This is a genomic window from Bacillus sp. LJBS17, from assembly GCF_019334685.1.
Taxonomy (GTDB): domain Bacteria; phylum Bacillota; class Bacilli; order Bacillales; family Bacillaceae; genus Bacillus; species Bacillus subtilis.
The window spans coordinates 3322056-3340895 of record NZ_CP079759.1 but is presented as its reverse complement, the minus strand read 5'-3'; the positions used below and the strand labels follow the sequence as shown (position 1 = coordinate 3340895).

Annotated in this window: 16 protein-coding genes and 1 riboswitch; of the genes, 10 read left to right on the top strand and 6 right to left on the bottom strand. The window is 45.4% G+C overall.

Annotated elements, in window-relative coordinates:
- Positions 1 to 9 precede the first annotated feature (9 nt).
- The 3 genes from KXZ66_RS17290 to KXZ66_RS17280 all read left to right on the top strand — a co-directional run bounded on the left by KXZ66_RS17290 (position 10) and on the right by KXZ66_RS17280 (position 5836).
- Entirely contained in the window at positions 10 to 1827 is a 1818-nt protein-coding gene (locus tag KXZ66_RS17290; RefSeq protein WP_064671595.1) for an assimilatory sulfite reductase (NADPH) flavoprotein subunit, read from the top strand.
- Between the two features lie 25 nt (positions 1828 to 1852).
- Entirely contained in the window at positions 1853 to 3568 is a 1716-nt protein-coding gene (gene cysI, locus KXZ66_RS17285) for an assimilatory sulfite reductase (NADPH) hemoprotein subunit (protein ID WP_103803706.1), read from the top strand.
- Positions 3569 to 3823: 255 nt separating this feature from the next.
- Positions 3824 to 5836, top strand: a complete 2013-nt coding sequence (locus KXZ66_RS17280; RefSeq protein ID WP_049139718.1) for a Na+/H+ antiporter — start codon at positions 3824 to 3826, stop codon at positions 5834 to 5836.
- A gap of 43 nt (positions 5837 to 5879) precedes the next feature.
- Here KXZ66_RS17280 and yvgO read toward each other — a convergent pair whose 3' ends face one another.
- Complete coding sequence (gene yvgO, locus KXZ66_RS17275; RefSeq protein ID WP_003243913.1) at positions 5880 to 6365, bottom strand: stress response protein YvgO; 486 nt, start codon at positions 6363 to 6365, stop codon at positions 5880 to 5882.
- A gap of 222 nt (positions 6366 to 6587) precedes the next feature.
- On the opposite strand from yvgO, the gene pgoN reads away from it, so the two are divergent.
- Positions 6588 to 7418 (top strand): glyoxal/methylglyoxal reductase, encoded by an 831-nt coding sequence (gene pgoN, locus KXZ66_RS17270; protein ID WP_015483687.1) that lies wholly within the window; start codon positions 6588 to 6590, stop codon positions 7416 to 7418.
- A gap of 30 nt (positions 7419 to 7448) precedes the next feature.
- Here pgoN and modB read toward each other — a convergent pair whose 3' ends face one another.
- Both modB and modA read right to left on the bottom strand, forming a co-directional pair.
- Positions 7449 to 8141 carry a molybdate ABC transporter permease subunit gene (gene modB / locus KXZ66_RS17265; RefSeq protein ID WP_120363516.1) on the bottom strand — a complete coding sequence of 231 codons (693 nt, stop codon included), beginning with the start codon at positions 8139 to 8141 and terminating at the stop codon, positions 7449 to 7451.
- Positions 8113 to 8895: a molybdate ABC transporter substrate-binding protein gene (gene modA / locus KXZ66_RS17260; RefSeq protein WP_072173511.1), complete on the bottom strand. Its 783-nt coding sequence runs from the start codon at positions 8893 to 8895 to the stop codon at positions 8113 to 8115. Before modA ends, modB begins: the two co-directional genes overlap by 29 nt.
- Positions 8896 to 9005: 110 nt before the next feature.
- Between modA and KXZ66_RS17255 the strand changes: the two genes are divergently transcribed.
- Complete coding sequence (locus KXZ66_RS17255; protein WP_049139750.1) at positions 9006 to 9932, top strand: substrate-binding domain-containing protein; 927 nt, start codon at positions 9006 to 9008, stop codon at positions 9930 to 9932.
- A 27-nt stretch (positions 9933 to 9959) separates the two neighbouring features.
- Here KXZ66_RS17255 and KXZ66_RS17250 read toward each other — a convergent pair whose 3' ends face one another.
- Positions 9960 to 11813, bottom strand: a complete 1854-nt coding sequence (locus tag KXZ66_RS17250; RefSeq protein WP_049139699.1) for an LTA synthase family protein — start codon at positions 11811 to 11813, stop codon at positions 9960 to 9962.
- 101 nt (positions 11814 to 11914) lie between these two features.
- Positions 11915 to 12397 (bottom strand): metal-dependent hydrolase, encoded by a 483-nt coding sequence (locus tag KXZ66_RS17245; protein ID WP_049139698.1) that lies wholly within the window; start codon positions 12395 to 12397, stop codon positions 11915 to 11917.
- Positions 12398 to 12563: 166 nt separating this feature from the next.
- Between KXZ66_RS17245 and sspJ the strand changes: the two genes are divergently transcribed.
- Positions 12564 to 12704, top strand: a complete 141-nt coding sequence (gene sspJ / locus KXZ66_RS17240; protein WP_003221612.1) for a small acid-soluble spore protein SspJ — start codon at positions 12564 to 12566, stop codon at positions 12702 to 12704.
- A gap of 116 nt (positions 12705 to 12820) precedes the next feature.
- A riboswitch (Lysine riboswitch) is annotated at positions 12821 to 13000 on the top strand.
- Between the two features lie 103 nt (positions 13001 to 13103).
- Positions 13104 to 14513, top strand: a complete 1410-nt coding sequence (locus tag KXZ66_RS17235) for an amino acid permease (protein ID WP_021480593.1) — start codon at positions 13104 to 13106, stop codon at positions 14511 to 14513.
- 234 nt (positions 14514 to 14747) lie between these two features.
- On the opposite strand, the gene KXZ66_RS17230 is transcribed toward KXZ66_RS17235, so the two are convergent.
- The gene (locus KXZ66_RS17230) at positions 14748 to 15695 is read right to left on the bottom strand and encodes an iron-hydroxamate ABC transporter substrate-binding protein (RefSeq protein WP_049139696.1); all 948 of its coding nucleotides are present in this window, start codon (positions 15693 to 15695) and stop codon (positions 14748 to 14750) included.
- Positions 15696 to 15900: 205 nt separating this feature from the next.
- Between KXZ66_RS17230 and KXZ66_RS17225 the strand changes: the two genes are divergently transcribed.
- The 3 genes from KXZ66_RS17225 to KXZ66_RS17215 are packed head-to-tail and all read left to right on the top strand — an operon-like array spanning position 15901 to position 18782.
- Positions 15901 to 16947, top strand: coding sequence for a FecCD family ABC transporter permease (locus tag KXZ66_RS17225; protein WP_049139749.1), 1047 nt, complete (start codon positions 15901 to 15903; stop codon positions 16945 to 16947).
- Positions 16947 to 17957 carry a FecCD family ABC transporter permease gene (locus KXZ66_RS17220; RefSeq protein ID WP_003244298.1) on the top strand — a complete coding sequence of 337 codons (1011 nt, stop codon included), beginning with the start codon at positions 16947 to 16949 and terminating at the stop codon, positions 17955 to 17957. The genes KXZ66_RS17225 and KXZ66_RS17220 overlap by 1 nt, the downstream gene beginning before the upstream one ends.
- A gap of 15 nt (positions 17958 to 17972) precedes the next feature.
- Entirely contained in the window at positions 17973 to 18782 is an 810-nt protein-coding gene (locus KXZ66_RS17215; protein ID WP_003243882.1) for an ABC transporter ATP-binding protein, read from the top strand.
- The last annotated feature ends 58 nt before the right edge of the window (positions 18783 to 18840 follow it).

The window sequence follows — 18840 nt, the reverse complement described above, 5'->3', positions numbered from 1 at the left end:
GTGGATACGTTGCAACTTCAGGTAATGAACAGTCCGTTTAATCAGGAGCAGGCAGAGCTCCTTAACCGCCTTCTGCCGACCTTGACCGAATCCCAGAAAATCTGGCTGAGCGGATATTTATCCGCTCAATCTGTTTCCGCCCAAGAAGCTGCGGGTGCGCCGGCGGCAGCTGTGTCTGCGGAAGCACCAGCACCGGCCGTTTCAAAAGAAGTGACCGTTCTTTATGGTTCACAGACGGGAAACGCACAGGGGCTTGCAGAAAATGCCGGCAAGCAGCTTGAACAGAGCGGTTTTCAAGTGACCGTCTCATCCATGAGCGATTTTAAGCCGAATCAGCTGAAGAAGGTAACCAATCTTTTAATCGTCGTCAGTACGCATGGAGAAGGCGAGCCGCCTGATAACGCGCTGTCGTTTCACGAATTTCTGCACGGAAGACGGGCGCCTAAGCTTGAAGACCTGCGCTTTTCCGTTTTGGCGCTTGGTGACAGTTCGTACGAGTTTTTCTGCCAGACAGGGAAAGAATTTGATCAGCGCTTAGAAGAACTCGGCGGAAAACGGATTTCTCCGCGCGTTGATTGCGATCTTGACTATGATGAACCGGCAGCCGAATGGCTTGAGGGTGTATTGAAGGGATTAAATGAAGCTGGGGTCGGAAGCGCCGCGCCTGCGCCGGCGGCTGCGTCACAAACCGGTGAGTCTTCGTATTCCAGAACAAACCCGTTTCGGGCTGAAGTGTTAGAAAATTTAAATTTAAACGGCAGAGGATCAAATAAAGAAACACGCCATGTGGAGCTGTCTCTTGAAGGATCTGGCCTGACTTACGAGCCTGGTGACAGCCTCGGCGTCTATCCGGAAAACGATCCGGAACTTGTCGAGCTGCTCCTAAAGGAAATGAATTGGGACCCGGAAGAAATTGTGACGCTTAATAAGCAAGGTGATGTCCGTCCGCTGAAAGAAGCGCTGATTTATCACTATGAGATTACCGTTCTCACAAAACCGCTTCTTGAACAGGCAGCCCAGCTGACAGGGAACGATGAGCTTAGAGAGCTTTTAGCCCCGGGAAATGAGGAGAATGTAAAAGCCTATATTGAAGGGCGCGATTTGCTTGATCTCGTCCGTGACTATGGCCCATTTAGTGTATCTGCGCAGGAGTTTGTCTCTATTTTGCGAAAAATGCCTGCCCGCCTTTATTCGATTGCAAGCAGTTTATCCGCAAATCCGGATGAAGTGCATTTAACAATCGGCGCAGTCCGCTACGATGCGCACGGCCGTGAACGAAAAGGCGTCTGCTCGATTTTGTGCGCGGAACGTCTGCAGCCGGGTGACACACTGCCGGTTTATGTACAGCACAATCAAAACTTTAAGCTTCCGAAAGACCCTGAAACACCGATTATCATGGTGGGCCCTGGGACAGGCGTCGCACCTTTCCGTTCCTTTATGCAGGAGCGTGAGGAGACGGGAGCGGAAGGAAAGGCATGGATGTTCTTTGGCGATCAGCACTTTGTCACGGATTTCCTTTACCAGACAGAGTGGCAGAATTGGCTCAAAGACGGTGTGCTGACAAAAATGGATGTGGCGTTCTCACGTGATACGGAAGAAAAAGTATATGTGCAGCACCGCATGCTCGAACACAGCGCAGAATTGTTTGAATGGCTTCAAGAAGGAGCGGCTGTTTACATTTGCGGAGATGAAAAGCATATGGCGCATGACGTCCATCACACATTACTTGAAATTATCGAAAAAGAAGGCAATATGAGCCGCGAAGAAGCGGAGGCTTATCTTGCCGATATGCAGCAGCAAAAACGCTATCAGCGTGATGTATATTGATTTGACTTGAAAGGAGTTTTTCAACATGGTGACCAAAATTCTAAAAGCACCGGACGGCTCTCCAAGTGATGTTGAACGCATTAAAAAAGAAAGTGATTATTTGCGCGGCACGCTGAAAGAAGTGATGCTCGATCGAATCAGTGCCGGAATTCCGGATGATGATAACCGCCTGATGAAACACCACGGCAGTTATTTGCAGGATGATCGGGACCTCCGAAATGAACGCCAAAAGCAGAAACTTGAGCCCGCATATCAGTTTATGCTGCGCGTGCGTATGCCAGGGGGCGTCTCGACGCCTGAACAATGGCTTGTCATGGATGACCTGTCCCAGAAATACGGGAACGGCACATTAAAATTGACGACACGTGAAACGTTCCAAATGCACGGGATTCTGAAATGGAACATGAAGAAAACCATTCAGACGATCCACTCAGCACTTTTGGATACGATCGCAGCCTGCGGAGACGTAAACCGTAACGTCATGTGCGCATCAAACCCTTATCAATCTGAAATCCACTCAGAGGTATACGAGTGGTCTAAAAAATTAAGTGATGATCTACTGCCGCGGACGAGAGCCTATCATGAAATTTGGCTTGATGAGGAAAAAGTTGCCGGCACGCCGGAGGAAGAAGTCGAGCCAATGTACGGACCGCTCTATCTGCCGCGGAAGTTTAAAATCGGTATTGCCGTTCCGCCGTCTAATGATATTGACGTCTTTTCACAAGATCTGGGATTCATTGCGATTGTCGAGGATGGCAAGCTGATCGGTTTTAACGTGGCAATCGGCGGCGGTATGGGAATGACGCATGGCGATACTGCGACATATCCGCAATTAGCCAAGGTGATCGGATTCTGCCGGCCTGAGCAAATGTATGACGTTGCTGAAAAAACGATTACGATTCAGCGTGATTACGGCAACCGTTCTGTCCGTAAAAATGCGCGGTTCAAATACACAGTTGACCGCCTCGGTTTAGAAAACGTAAAAGAAGAATTGGAAAACCGTCTCGGCTGGAGCCTGGAAGAAGCGAAGCCGTATCATTTCGATCATAACGGCGACCGTTACGGCTGGGTGGAAGGCATTGAGGATAAATGGCATTTTACGCTGTTTGTCGAAGGCGGCCGTGTAACAGATTACGATGACTATAAACTGATGACAGGCTTGCGGGAAATCGCCAAAGTTCATACAGGCGAGTTCCGGCTGACGGCCAATCAGAACTTAATGATTGCGAACGTTTCAAGCGATAAAAAAGAAGAAATCAGTGCTTTAATTGAACAATACGGATTAACTGACGGCAAGCATTATTCAGCGCTTCGCCGCAGCTCGATGGCATGCGTCGCTCTTCCGACCTGCGGATTGGCAATGGCTGAAGCAGAACGTTATTTGCCGACCCTGTTAGATAAGGTTGAAGAGATTATTGACGAAAATGGCCTTCGTGATCAGGAAATCACCATTCGCATGACAGGATGCCCGAACGGCTGCGCACGTCATGCGCTCGGTGAGATCGGATTTATCGGAAAGGCGCCGGGCAAATATAATATGTATCTTGGCGCTGCGTTTGACGGAAGCCGTTTAAGCAAAATGTATCGTGAAAACATCGGTGAAGCAGACATTTTAAGCGAGCTGCGCGTCCTTCTTTCCCGCTATGCGAAAGAACGCGAGGAAGGCGAGCATTTCGGTGACTTCGTCATCCGTGCGGGCATTATTAAAGCAACAACTGACGGTACGAATTTTCATGATTGAGAAAACTAAGAAGAGAGACAGGGAATAGCTTCCTGTCTCTTTTTTCTGTAATTTGCTCTGCTGCAAAAAAGTTCACTGTGAGCATATCATGAGAAAAAATACCCTAAAAAGGGTACTATAAAAGAAGACAAGTGTGGAGGGAACTCCTGCGAAACCACATAGCGGATGCAAGGCCAGACTAGCTTAGCGGCTTTTAGACAAACAGATTTTTTGGCTCATCATGCCGACACACAACAGACGAAGGAGGTCATGCATTTGGACATATTTTTAGTTGTGCTCGTATTATTAACGATTATTGCGATTTCTAATATCGTGAACCGGTTTATTCCGTTTATTCCGGTGCCGCTGATTCAAGTGGCTCTTGGGATTCTTGCCGCCTCATTTCCACAGGGACTTCATTTTGAATTAAACACCGAATTGTTTTTTGTTCTTTTTATCGCGCCTCTGCTATTTAATGATGGAAAGAGGACACCGCGGGCAGAGCTTTGGAATTTAAGGGCTCCGATTTTATTGCTTGCACTCGGCCTTGTATTTGCGACTGTGATTGTAGGCGGCTACACGATTCACTGGATGATTCCTGCTATTCCGCTGGCAGCGGCCTTTGGACTTGCGGCCATTCTTTCACCGACTGATGTCGTCGCTGTCAGCGCATTATCAGGAAGAGTGAAAATGCCAAAAGGGATTCTTCGCCTGCTGGAAGGTGAGGGGCTGATGAATGACGCATCAGGTCTGGTGGCCTTTAAGTTTGCGATTGCAGCGGCAGTGACTGGCGCATTTTCATTAGCGCAAGCGGCTGTCAGCTTTGTCTTTATTTCTCTCGGAGGCTTGCTGTGCGGGGTTGTCATTTCATTTTTGATTATTCGTTTTCGCCTATTTCTGCGCCGCCTTGGCATGCAGGATGTCACGATGCATATGCTGATTCAAATTCTGACGCCGTTTGTGATTTATTTGGCAGCTGAAGAAATCGGCGTTTCCGGCATTTTAGCTGTTGTGGCTGGCGGTATTACCCATGCGGTTGAACAGGATCGTCTGGAATCTACGATGATCAAGCTGCAAATTGTCTCCTCAAGTACGTGGAACATTATTTTATTTATTTTGAACGGCCTGGTCTTCGTTATTCTCGGCACGCAAATCCCTGATGTTATTTCTGTTATCTTTAACGACACTGCCATCAGCAACATGAAGGTGATCGGCTATATCCTAGTCATCACATTTACGTTAATGCTCCTGAGATTCCTGTGGGTGCTGTTCTTCTGGAACGGCAAATGGTTCTTTAATAAAGATCAGAACATCTATAAACCGGGTCTTCGTTCGACGCTGTTAATTTCGATTTCCGGTGTGCGTGGAGCAGTAACGCTTGCAGGTTCTTTTTCCATTCCGTATTTCCTGCAGGACGGCACGCCGTTTCCGGAAAGAAATCTGATTCTCTTTTTAGCAGCCGGCGTCATTTTATGCACGCTTGTCATTGCTACCGTTGTGCTGCCGATTCTGACTGAAAAAGAAGAAGAGGACGAGGAACGAAACAAGAAGCTGCTGACGGCGAGACGCAAATTGATCAAAACAGCCCTTCAAACGATTAAAGAGGACATGAATGAGACAAACAAAACGGCCTCTCTTGCGGTGATAGCTGAATACAATGAGAAAATGAAAAATCTTCGTTTTCAGCAATATACATCGTCTAATCGCATCAAAAAGCACGAGCGTAAAGTCCGTGCCCAAGGGGTTAAGGCAGAGCAAGAGGCGCTGATGAAAATGCTGGAGCGGGGAGACATCCCGGAAGAAACAGCAAATGTGCTGCAAGAACGATTTAACGAGTTGGAAATTTTGTATGCGAACCCGTTTAAAGTCGGATTATCAAAAACAAGGCTCAAGAGGCTGATGTATTGGATTTTCTTCGGTGAACATAAAAAGCCGGAGATGTCGATTTTAAATGAAGCGGGATTGATACGGGCAACAAGAGTGAAAACGGCAAAAGCAGCGATAGAATATCTGGAAAAACACAAGACGGAAGAGCATAAAGAAGTGTTTTTATCTGTCATTACATTCTATAAACAGTTAATTTTCAGGCTGGAGCACAGCCATCATGAGCTGAAATCAAGCGCCCATTTTGAAAATCAGAAGCTGGAAGTGAAGCTGAAGGCTGTACAGGCGATCAGAAATGAAATTCAAACACTTTTCGAGGAAAGAGAAATTTCCCGGGACATCTCCCATGAGCTTCGCCAATACATTAATGATGTCGAAGCCGCCATGCTTGAAGGCGGCGAATAAATGCAGCAAAAAAGCTGGCGTTAGAGCGCCAGCTTTTTTTATATTAAGGGCGATGAAATGCGACAGTGCTGCCATCCCGGTCGAACCAGCCTCTGAAGGCCCAGTTGATCCAGCCGCCATCGCCTTTGTTTGTAAAGGTTCCGTCTTCAAATACCCAAATGCCATACGTAATGCCGTCGTAAACGGCTGAGCCGTAAAATTGCACACCGTTCAAATGATCTTCATATTCCTGGCTTAAATTAAAGACCATGACGTTATATTTTTGGCCGGACGCGTAGAAGGAAGACTCCATGAGGTTTTTCACAAAGCCATCCCTATTCTGTGCGGATTTGATGGCATCAGCGATCTGGTTGGCAATTCCAAGTACATCCAGGTTGACGTTTAAACCTACATCAGCGGCAGTTGTTCCAGCAGTAGTTGTCTGCGACATCTTCGGAGCAGGATTTTCTTCAGCGGAAGCAAAGGACAAAGGGGCAATTGTCAAAGCGGCACCAAGAGCAAGTGTCATTGGGATACGAATACGTTTCAAGTTGTTTCCTCCTTTGTTTTCATTTGGTTACACTACACGCATACCCTGCTCAATGTATTTGTAATCTCAATATTGTTAAAATAGGAAAAAAATAGTGTTTGAATTTGCCTGTGCTGTGAAAAAAGAAGCAAAAAGAGGGTCTTAAGCGTATTATTGGTATCGGCTGAGAGGAATGTGAGATAATATAGACGCTTACATTTCAGTGAAAGGGTGGATGTTCAAGTGCCAACAAGTTTAAAAGATACTGTAAAGTTACATAACGGAGTTGAAATGCCTTGGTTCGGTCTGGGTGTTTTTAAAGTAGAAAATGGTAATGAAGCGACTGAATCAGTGAAAGCGGCAATTAAAAATGGCTATCGCAGTATTGATACAGCAGCGATCTACAAAAATGAAGAAGGCGTTGGCATCGGGATTAAAGAATCCGGTGTGGCAAGAGAAGAGCTCTTCATCACATCAAAAGTGTGGAATGAAGATCAAGGCTACGAAACAACGCTTGCTGCCTTTGAAAAAAGCCTGGAAAGATTACAGCTTGATTACTTAGATTTATATTTGATCCATTGGCCTGGCAAAGATAAATATAAAGATACATGGCGCGCGCTTGAAAAGCTGTACAAAGATGGCAAAATTCGCGCGATCGGCGTCAGCAACTTCCAAGTTCATCATTTAGAAGAGCTGTTGAAAGATGCTGAAATCAAACCGATGGTGAACCAAGTTGAATTTCACCCTCGTTTGACGCAAAAAGAATTAAGAGATTACTGCAAAGCGCAAGGCATTCAGCTGGAAGCGTGGTCTCCGCTCATGCAGGGACAGCTTTTGGATAACGAAGTGCTGACACAGATTGCTGAAAAACACAATAAATCTGTGGCTCAAGTGATTTTGCGCTGGGATCTGCAGCATGAAGTTGTAACCATTCCAAAATCCATTAAAGAACACCGTATCATCGAAAACGCTGATATTTTTGATTTCGAATTGTCTCAAGAAGACATGGACAAAATTGACGCATTAAATAAAGATGAGCGTGTCGGCCCAAATCCTGATGAGCTTCTGTTTTAATCAAAAAACTCCCCGTTATGGGGAGTTTTTTTAGTGCGTTTTTTTCTGTTGAATGAAAAACAGCATCAAAAAGGAAATGACAACAATACAGACGACCCACGCCCAAGCAAGGGTATTGTTGCCGGAATCCAATGCGACATATATCGCCGTCGGCAGTGTTTGCGTAACACCGGGGATGTTTCCTGCAAACATGAGTGTTGCGCCAAATTCTCCGAGCGCCCGCGCAAGGCTGAGGATGCTTCCGGTCAGTAACGAAGGATAGGCAAGCGGGACGGAGATATGGATAAACACTTTCCATCTGCTAGCGCCGTCTACCATTGCCGCACCTTGTATATCGGGATCAATGTCAGCAAATCCGTTTTTGGCTGATTGATACATAAGCGGAAAGGCTACAACAGCCGAGGCGATCACAGCGGCCCACCAGGTGAAAATGACAGGCTGCTGGAAAATCCACTCGATGGCTTGTCCGATGAAGCTGTGCTTTCCGAAAATGACGATCAAAATAAAACCGACAACAGTAGGCGGAAGAACGAGCGGAAGCATAAAACATGTTTCGAGTGCCGTTTTTCCGAAAAATGATGCCCGTGACATCCATGCTCCAGCAAGTGTTCCGAGAATAATGACAACAATTCCGGCAACTGCCGCCACCTGAAAGGAAAGCACAACGGGTGTGAAAAATTCTGAAGTGCTTATGCTACTCGGCAGTAAAGCCATATTTCTCAAATACTTTCATTGCTTCATCAGATTGCAGGTATTCGTAAAATTCCTTCGCTTCCTTACGGTGTTTTGTATCTTTTACGATTCCTAACGGATAGACAATTGGGCTGTGTGTATCTGCTTTTGCCTCGTCAATAATGTTGACCTTTTTCGAGACCAGGGCATCTGTTTTATAAACAATACCTGCGTCTACATTGCCGGTTTCAACATAAGAAAGAACTTGGCGAACGTCTTTTCCATACACAATTTTATCCTTCACTTTTTCCCATAAAGACAGCTTTGTCAGTGATTCTTTCCCATAAGCTCCTGCCGGTACGGATTCCGGAGTGCCAAGGGCGATTTTTTCTGATTCAGCCAGATTGCTGAAGCTTGTCACAGGTGAATCTCCGTTTTTCGGTACGACCAGCACAATTTCATTACCGACTAAATCAGTGCTGTCTTTTTTTGCGATATCTCCATCATCCACCAGCTTTTTAAATTTATCCTCAGCAGCTGAGAAGAACAGATCTGCTCCTGCTCCTTGAGAAATCTGTTTTTGCAAGGCGCCGGATGAGCCATAGTTATCTTGGATGGTAATATTTTGATGCTCTTTTTCATAATTTTTTTGGATTTCCTCAAGTGCATCCTGCGCGCTGGCGGCAGCTGAGATGGTTAACGTTACTTTTTTCTCGCTGTCCGTTGAAGACTGGTTTGAAGAACAGCCTGCTGCAAGGAGAAAAGCAGTTAAGGCTGCGATGAAAATAGAATACTTCTTAAACATGATTGCACCCCTTATCATTAGATATAACTAATTATAACTGATTATGTTTGGTTTATGTGGGTTTTTTTACATTCGGCGAAAAGGTATAATAAAATAGGAGAGTGATGATGATGAATGAAACCTCTTCCTATACGATAGAAGAAGTTGCAGGTCTGCTGAAGGTATCAAAGCTGACCGTTTATGATTTGATTAAAAAAGGCGTGCTGCCTGCTTATCGTGTCGGAAGGCAGATGCGTGTGGATGAAGAAGATTTAAAGCAATATAAAACGAATATGAGAATGTCTCAGCCCATCGCTGCAACAGAAGCGCCGAAACAGGTGCAGGAGGCTGAGCCGGACGGCAGACCGAATGTCATGATCAGCGGACAGGACATTTCGATGGATCTTCTCAGCAAGCATTTGGAGAATGCCATTCAGGAGACGCCGCTCCGTAAATACAAAGGAAGCTTAAACAGCCTGATTGATATGTATCAAGGCAAGTGTGACATTGTCAGCCTCCATTTGTACGATGCTGAAACGGGCCAGTATAACGCTCCTTATGTAAAACGGATTTTGACAGGTGAACCGTTTTGTCTCATCAATGTCGTTCTCCGCAAAGCAGGACTGTATGTGAAAAAAGGGAATCCGAAAAACATTCAAGGCTGGAAAGACTTGAAAAGAGCCGATATCCGGATCATCAACAGGGAAAAGGGTTCTGGCGCAAGGGTGCTCCTTGATGAACAGCTTGGCTTGTTTGGTGTGAATCCGGCTGATGTAAAGGGATACGGCGATATCGTGACCGATCATTACGCTGCCGCTTCACAAGTTTCAAGCGGACAGGCTGACGCGGGAATCGGGGCGCAGCACGCGGCACATATGGGCAGTGTTGATTTTATCCCGCTCATCGACGAACAATATGATATCGTTGTTTTGAAAAAACATGAGCAGCTGCTGAAAGCCGTGAAGGAGATTTTGAATTCTGAGGAATACAAGGCGAATTTGTCTCATTTAAACGGCTATGAAACGAAGCTGACTGGCAAGGTGATGTTGGAAACGTAAAAAATCCCTCTTGATAGAGGGATTTTTTCATTCGGAAAACCTGAGCAGGTCACCATTTAAAATTTTATCAGAGAGAGAAAGTTCTTCGTTTGCTTTCTCCTTGTAAGGGAGGCACGCATCCTGATCTTCCAGCACTTCACCTGTTTTTTGGCTATAGCACGTGTTCTTTGTGTATATATAATCGTTCGTAATAAAGCTGCCGTTTCGCAGAACGGCGAATGGGGTGCGGTCGCCCGACAGCAAATCATTGCCGAATTGGATATCGCCTTTTGTCTCAACGCCGAGCAAATGCATCAGCGTCGGCCTGACGTCGACCTGTCCCCCGGCATCAGGGATGGTTTCCGGCTTTTGATCGGTGATTCCCGGGATATGTATGATAAACGGCACCCGCTGGAGCTGAACGTTGTCATACGGTGTGATTTCGTCTTTCCCTAAAAACTCAGCCATGGCCTCGTTATGGGCTTCAGAAATGCCGTAATGATCTCCCATAAATACGATCATCGAATTTTCGTATAAGCCTTCGTCCTTCAGTTTTTTGATAAAATGCTTCAATGCCTCATCCTCATAGCGAACCGTGGTCACATAGCGGTTTAACAGATCACTGCTTGAATCGAATTCATCTATCAGCTGATCCTTTTCATCAATCTCAAACGGAAAATGATTCGTTAACGTGATAAAACTGCTGTAGAACGGCTGCGGCAGGCTTTTCAGCTTTTCGGCGGACTGCTCTAAAAATTCTTTGTCTTTTAAGCCCCAGCTTGTCGATGTCCCGGGAGTGACATGAAAATCATCAACATCAAAAAAGCGGTCAATGCCAAATGTATCGTACATGACATCTCTGTTCCAAAATGTTTTATGGTTAGCATGAAAGACGGCTGAATAATAATCGTGCTGCTTCAGCGATTTATACATCGTATGAAATTGATGGTCGCTTTTCGTGAAAAAGACGGCGCCGCTAAGGGAAGGATACAGCGAGTTAGCAACGATGAATTCTGAATCAGATGTTTTCCCTTGTTCTGTTTGCTGATAGAAATGATCAAAGGAATAGCTTTTTTTAATGAGATCATTCATAAATGGGGTAATTTCTTTTCCATTTACTTTTTCATTCAGAACAAAGCTTTGGGTCGATTCAAGTGTTACAAAGATGACATTGCGCCCCTTTGCAAGACCGAATTTGCTTTGATCAGGCTTGCTGTAATCAGCCTCTGTATAGTTTTTAATGGCAGTTATACTGTCTTCATCGGCAAAAGCTTTCGCGCTGATATTAACAGTCTGAGAAATTGTATCGTAAATATGGAACTGAAACAGGCCGATGCTTTTGACTAGCATTTCCCGGTCAAAAGAATGTGCCAAAAGCTTCGGCTGCTGTACTTCTGCAAGTGCCAGTGTGCATAAAAGCATGCCGCAGGAAGCTGCATAGTACCGTTTGATCGTGCGGGGAGCGGCTTTTGTCTGTGGGTGTTTGGTTTTTCTGGCGAACAGCAGCAGAAAAACCAAATCCACAAACAGGGCGATAAACAGAGGATGGAACAATTCTTTTACACTGCTTCCCATATCGCTCATGTTGCTCGCCTGAAATAAAACCGGAATGGTAATAAAATCGATATAAAAGCCGTAAAAAATCGTATTAGAGATCAAGATAACAGTCAGAACCAAATTGGCAATCAGCAAAAAAGCCCGCTGCTTGTTTCCTTTCAGAAGCAGGCCGATCCCGAATAAAGGAAGAATAAAGCTGAGCGGGTTGACCAGCAGCATTAGCTCCTCCAACAGAGTATCGATTTGCAAATCAAAGCCGAGTTTATATATCACATACGTTTTGATCCACATAAATAAGATCGAAAAACATAAAAACCGCTGATTGTGAAAAAAGGTTCCTTTCATCAATATGACTCCTCACGTTTTCTTGATCATCTGCATGAAATGCTTCTTAAGTAAAACCTACTAAAAACAGCCGGTTCAGACAAGTCTCAGCACTCATGTGTTTAAAACATGCGCCCATGAAACAGCATATAAAAGTAGTAACATGAAGCAAGGGTCAGGCCGGCTAGCACGAGCTGCTCAGAAAAACTGCCTGTCTTCATATATAATGGAAGCCGAACGCGGATCGTTGAAGGGAATAATAATTTGATTCCGTTCACCGTCCAAGCGTCAAGAAACAAGTGGCTCGCCATTCCGATCATCAGGCCGGCTGATATGTTTTTATCTGGAATGTATGTAGAAGTGATAAAAAACATGATGAGCATAAACAGCAAGCTGTGTGTAAATGTACGATGGCCAAAAACGGAGCTGACCACTTTCGATAAAATAGGAAATTTTCTCCCGATTTTGCTTTGTGTGTGGCAGATATCGGGTATTAATGCTCCAACCGCGCCTGACGCAGCCATAAGCACTGGATCAAATCCATAATAATAAGCCGCTGCCGTACAAGAAGCGATGCCTCCCATGATGTGTGTTTTTCCTGTCATTTGCCGCTTCTCCTTTTATCTTTTGCAAAAAATCTCTGAATTACAAATATATCAAGAGAATGTATGTTTGATCAACAGGACTTTGGACGATAAAAAATATCCCGCATAATTTTTCAGGAAAGAGGCATCTTAAACATGTACCTATTTTTTAAAAGAGGTGATACGAATGGGTTTCTTTAATAAAGATAAAGGAAAACGTTCCGAAAAAGAAAAAAACGTAATCCAAGGAGCTCTTGAAGATGCTGGTTCAGCTCTAAAAGATGATCCGCTTCAAGAAGCTGTGCAAAAAAAGAAAAATAATCGATAACCACATGCGGATAGAGCTTGGCTCTATCCGTATTTTCCATCTGTTCCCTTTGACAGATCATCCTTTCTTTGATAACCTTCTGGGAGTAACTGAATAATTAAATCCTCACTCTTTCTCAGTGAGGTAGAGGTTGCGCGGATGATAAGTCACACATGCCAGGCTGACAGGAGCTGTTAAACATGTGTAAAAGGCATCAGCGCCGAAGTGTGGAGAAAGCCGATCCTTCTCTATGCTGGGACTGTATCTGAATAAGTGCAGGACTGCCGCGTGCTTTTTCGCGGAGGGCTATCCGGAGATCAAGGGTGTGTGTTTCTTTAAGCATGGACTTTTGTTCAGGCTTTTTTTGCGTTTATATGATCTCGGGGTCTGGTCCGTACAAAGAATCATGGAGGTACTGGAATGGAACAGACAAAAAAATGGGGTTTTTGGTTATTAACGGCGTTTGTCGTTGGAAATATGGTTGGATCAGGAATTTTCTCCTTGCCGAGCTCGCTTGCTTCAATTGCGAGTCCGTTTGGAGCTACGTCCGCCTGGCTTTTGACAGGTGCCGGCGTGCTGATGATTGCACTTGTGTTCGGACACTTGTCCATTCGCAAGCCTGAACTGACAGCGGGACCGCAAAGTTATGCAAGAGCGCTGTTTTCTGACCCGAAAAAAGGCAACGCTGCCGGTTTCACAATGGTGTGGGGCTACTGGGTGGCGAGCTGGATCAGTAACGTGGCGATCATCACAAGTCTCGCCGGTTACTTGACTTCGTTCTTCCCGATCTTGGTTGATAAACGTGAGATGTTTTCGATCGGCGGGCAAGAGGTGACACTCGGCCAATTACTGACGTTTGCCGTATGTACGATCTTGTTATGGGGAACGCACGCGATTCTTGTTGCCAGCATTAACGGCGCAAGTAAATTAAACTTTGTCACAACGCTTTCTAAAGTATTAGGTTTTGTCTTCTTTATCGTTGCTGGTTTATTTGTGTTTCAAACGACATTATTCGGTCATTTTTATTTCCCGGTTCAAGGAGAAAACGGCACAAGCATTGGAATTGGCGGCCAGGTTCATAACGCCGCGATTTCTACACTGTGGGCGTTTGTCGGAATTGAATCCGCGGTGATCCTGTCCGGCCGTGCGCGCTCTCAGCGTGATGTGAAACGTGCGACAATTACCGGCTTGCTGATTGCCTTGAGCATATATATTATTGTGACTTTAATTACGATGGGTGTTCTGCCGCATGATAAGCTTGTCGGCTCTGAAAAACCATTTGTTGATGTACTCTATGCGATTGTTGGAAACGCGGGAAGCGTGATTATGGCGCTTTTGGCTATCCTTTGTTTATTCGGAACGATGCTCGGCTGGATTTTGCTTGGCTCTGAGGTGCCATACCAAGCAGCTAAAGCGGGAGATTTCCCGGCATTTTTTGCAAAAACGAATAAAAAGGGAAGTCCGGTCATTGCACTCATTATTACAAACGTCATGTCACAGGTCTTCATTTTCTCGGTTATTTCCCGGACAATAAGTGACGCATTTACATTTTTAACGACAGCGGCTACACTCGCATATTTAATTCCGTATCTAGTATCTGCAATCTACAGCTTGAAGGTAGTCATCAAAGGTGAAACGTATGACCAGCTGAAAGGCTCCCGTGTAAGAGACGGATTGATCGCAATACTGGCGTGTGCATACTCCGTGTTTGTTATCGTAACAGGCACAGCAGATTTAACGACATTTATCCTCGGCATCGGTTTATTCTTTGTCGGCTTAATCGTTTATCCATTTGTGAGTAAAAAGTTCCAGAAAGAAAAACAAGCATAATGAAAAGACACCTGATTTGCTCAGGTGTCTTTTTTATAAAATCACAATTTCTCCTGTTAGGAATCCGTTCGTTAAATATGCAAAAAACGTTTTTCAGTCTCTCCAGCATAAAAAAACTGATCGTGTTGAGGATGCAGCTTAATATGAATGGCTCAAAGAAAATATCCGATATGATTCAAATTGAGCCGTTCCTTATAAATAAGCAAAAGAGCCGCGGGCAGGCGGCTCTTTTGTTTATTTAGTCAAGCTTTCCGTAATAAACTTCAGTTGTCCTTCTAATGAAATCGGGTCAGAGAAATAGAATCCGATCGGATCCATCTTGTAGACATGGCCATTTTTAACGGCATTCAGGTTCTTCCAAATGGAGCTTTCAAAAACGCCGCCATCATCACCGCCTGATTGCCATGGGCCCGCGAAAATGTAATCTCCGGCGAAGTCAGGGAGCTTCTCTAATGAAATACTTGTATAACCTGGCCCCTGGTCAATGGCTTTTTCTTTTGTCAGCTTTGTAGCCTGCAGGCCAAGGTCTTTGTAAATGATGCTTCCGCCTCTTCCAAAGTCTTTACCGAATACGTAAATGTCTTTTCCGTTCGTTTGCATAATGGAAATGGTTTTGTCACCGACCGCTTTTTTGATTTTTGTTTTAGCGGCCGCAACTTTTTTATCCCACTCGGCCAGCCATTTTTCAGCTTTATCTTCAGTTCCCGTCATTTTTGCAAATTCTTTCAGCTGTTCGATGTTGTCGAGCTTATCGTATTTTACTGCGACAGTCGGCGCAATTTTTTCAAGCTTTTTAATATCAGCGCCCTGTGTTGTCCAGACGATAATCAGGTCAGGGTTCAAATCAATGACCTTTTCAACCGAAGTGCCGTCTCCGATGTTTTCGACGCCGTCAGTTTTTCCTTTGTAGTAAGGGTTTTTAAATACATTCTCAGGCGCACCGACAACGTTGATGCCGAGTGTTTTGAAGTAGCCGTAATAGCCGTCTGCCATGACAACCACCCGTTTAGGATGCTTCGGGATTTTTACATTTCCGTTTTCAGCCTTGTATGTAAAGGTTTCTGCGCCTTTTGAATCAGAGGCAGAACCTTTGCTTTCTGAGTTATTCCCGCAGGCTGCCAGCGCTGCAATCAATAACAGGGCAAAAAACGCGGCTCCGAGTTTCTTGTATATATGGGTCATATCTCATACCTTCTTTCTAAAAGATAGATGAAAAAGAGAATCATTATCATCTGTGATTATACCACTGCAAGTGCCGGTTGACACGATATTTTTGCAAATGCATTTTCATTTTTGTTCAAAACACTCTATTAAATCAGCTGAAAAAAGTGATATACTGAAACAGCAATTGATAATCATTATCAGTAACAGAAAGGAAGTACGGCAGTTGAGTCAACATAAAAATATACGGACTGCATCAGAAGAAATCCAATGGACGTCAAGGACATATGGCGCGATCATCGTCCTTATTGCAGGTCTATGCCTGCTTTGCCTTGGCGCATTTTTATCCATATCCCTCGGTGCAGCGGATATTCATTTGCGCACTGTATGGGACGCCATTTTTCATTATCAGCCGACAAAGACATCTCACCAAATTATACATGATCTTCGACTGCCTAGAACGGCGGCTGCCGCGCTTGTAGGCGCATTGTTGGCAGTGTCGGGAGCAATCATGCAGGGGATGACGAGAAACCCTTTGGCAGAGCCTTCGATTATGGGTGTGACTTCAGGCTCTGCGTTTGCGGTTTCGATTGCGTTTGCCTTTTTTCCCGGGCTTTCTGCAATGGGGCTTGTGCTATGGTCCTTTGCGGGAGCGGGGCTGGGGGCATCGACGGTAATGGGCATAGGCATGTTTTCAAGGGGCGGACTTACGCCTGTAAAGCTTGCTCTGGCGGGTACGGCAGTTACTTATTTCTTTACCGGCATTTCAACTGCCATTGCAATCCGCTTTGATGTCGCTCAGGATATCAGCTTTTGGTACGCAGGCGGGGTAGCGGGTGTGAAATGGCCGGGGGTCCAGCTTTTGCTTATTGCAGGGGCTGTCGGTTTAACGCTCGCGTTTTTCATCGCCCGGTCTGTGACAGTGTTAAGTCTCGGTGACGATCTGGCAAAAGGGCTTGGACAATATACATCAGCGGTGAAACTGGTTGGCATGCTTATTGTAGTAATTCTGACCGGAGCTGCGGTTTCCATTGCCGGCACCATTGCATTTATCGGGCTGATCATTCCGCATATTACCCGTTTTTTGGTCGGTGTGGATTATCGGTGGATCATTCCTTGCTCGGCGGTGCTCGGTGCTGTTTTGCTTGTTTTTGCTGACATAGCGGCCAGACTCGTAAATGCGCCCTTTGAAACGCCTGTCGGCGCGCTGACTTCTCTGATCGGCGTTCCCTTTTTCTTTTATTTGGCACGTCGTGAAAGGAGAGGGCTGTAATGAAAACAAAAACAAACAAACCGCTTATTGTAATGGCTGTGACCTTTTTGCTTATCGTGGTGGTCTTTTTTATCAGTCTCAATTTGGGCGTTATCAAAATTGCACCGCTTAAAACGCTTCAGGTCTTTTTCGGCCAAGGAACGGCGCGTGATGAACTTGTCTTATTTGAGTTCAGGCTGCCCAGGATCATCCTTTCTTTGCTTGTTGGAGCAGGGATCTCCGTAGCTGGAGCCATTTTGCAAAGCGTGTCTCAAAATGAACTTGCCGAGCCTGGTATTCTCGGAATTAACGCCGGCGGTTCACTTGCTGTAGTGCTTTTTATATACTTTTTTCAAGGGTCAGCTTCAGATCTCAGCTTTTTCGGAACATTTATGCTGCCGTTCAGTGCTTTGGCAGGAGCAATCCTCGCTGCGTTTCTCATTTATATTCTGGCATGGAAAAAAGGCGTGACACCGATTCGGCTGATTTTAGTCGGCATAGGGGTGAATGCCGGATTCAACGCCCTGTTGCTGATTTTTCAGCTCAAGATGGACCCTCATGATTTTATGCAAGCCGCGGTTTGGATATCCGGCTCAATATGGGGGGCGAACTGGAATATGATCTGGGCGATTCTCCCTTGGATTGTGATCTTGCTTCTGTTTACTTTATATAAGGCACGCTATTTGAACATTATGCAGCTCGGAGACCAATTGGCGACCGGACTGGGCACCGCTGTTGAAAAGGAAAGACGGATTCTTCTTCTGGCAGCGGTCACTCTTGCCGCTTCATGCGTGGCAGCTGCGGGGGGCATTGCGTTTCTCGGATTGATCGCGCCGCATGTGGCTAGAAGGCTGACCGGTCCACGTCACCAGACGCTGATACCGGTCTCCGCCTTCATCGGCTCATTCCTGTTTTTGCTTGCTGATACGCTGGCGAGAAATGTATTGGCACCATCAGAAATTCCGGTCGGACTTGTCATTTCCGTGCTAGGTGCGCCTTACTTTATTTATTTATTGATGAAAGCGAATTAGAGGAGGGGGCCGAATATGAATTCATTATCAACGGAACAGCTTGGAATCGGTTATGGCGACAGGGTGATTGTAGAGGATTTAAATATATCGATTCCTAAAGGGAAAATTACCACCTTAATTGGCCCGAACGGCTGCGGGAAATCAACGATTTTAAAAACAATGTCCAGAATTATGCGTTCACATGCAGGTGCCGTCTATTTAAACGGCAAAGCGATTCATAAAATGTCTACAAAGGACATTGCGAAAGATATGGCGATTCTTCCACAGACACCTGAAGCGCCGAGCGGCCTAACAGTGCACGAATTGGTGTCGTACGGCAGGTTTCCGCATCAATCAGGATTCGGCAGATTAAATGACGAAGACCGCCGGATTATCAAATGGGCGCTTGAAGAAACAGGCATGGCTGAATATGCTGAACGGCCGATTGAGGCATTGTCAGGCGGACAGCGTCAACGCGTGTGGATTGCCATGGCGCTTGCGCAAGGGACGGAACTGCTTCTGCTGGATGAACCTACAACGTATCTTGATCTTGCACATCAGCTTGAAATTCTGCAGCTGCTTGACAGACTCAACAAAGAGCAAGGGCGGACGATTTTAATGGTCATTCATGATCTTAACCATGCAGCTCGTTTTTCTCATTATATGATCGCGCTCAAAAAAGGCACGGTCATCAAGGAAGGAACTGCACTGGAGGTCATGACACCGGACATTTTGAAGCAGGTATTTCAGATTGATGCCGAAATCGTGACTGATCCCCGTACAAATAAACCTGTATGCTTGACCTATGACTTGATTAAAAATGAAAAAGAGCTAGTTACTGTATGAAAAAATCCCGGTTCGAAGCCGGGATTTTTTTTATTCGGCTTTGAAAATACAATTTTTC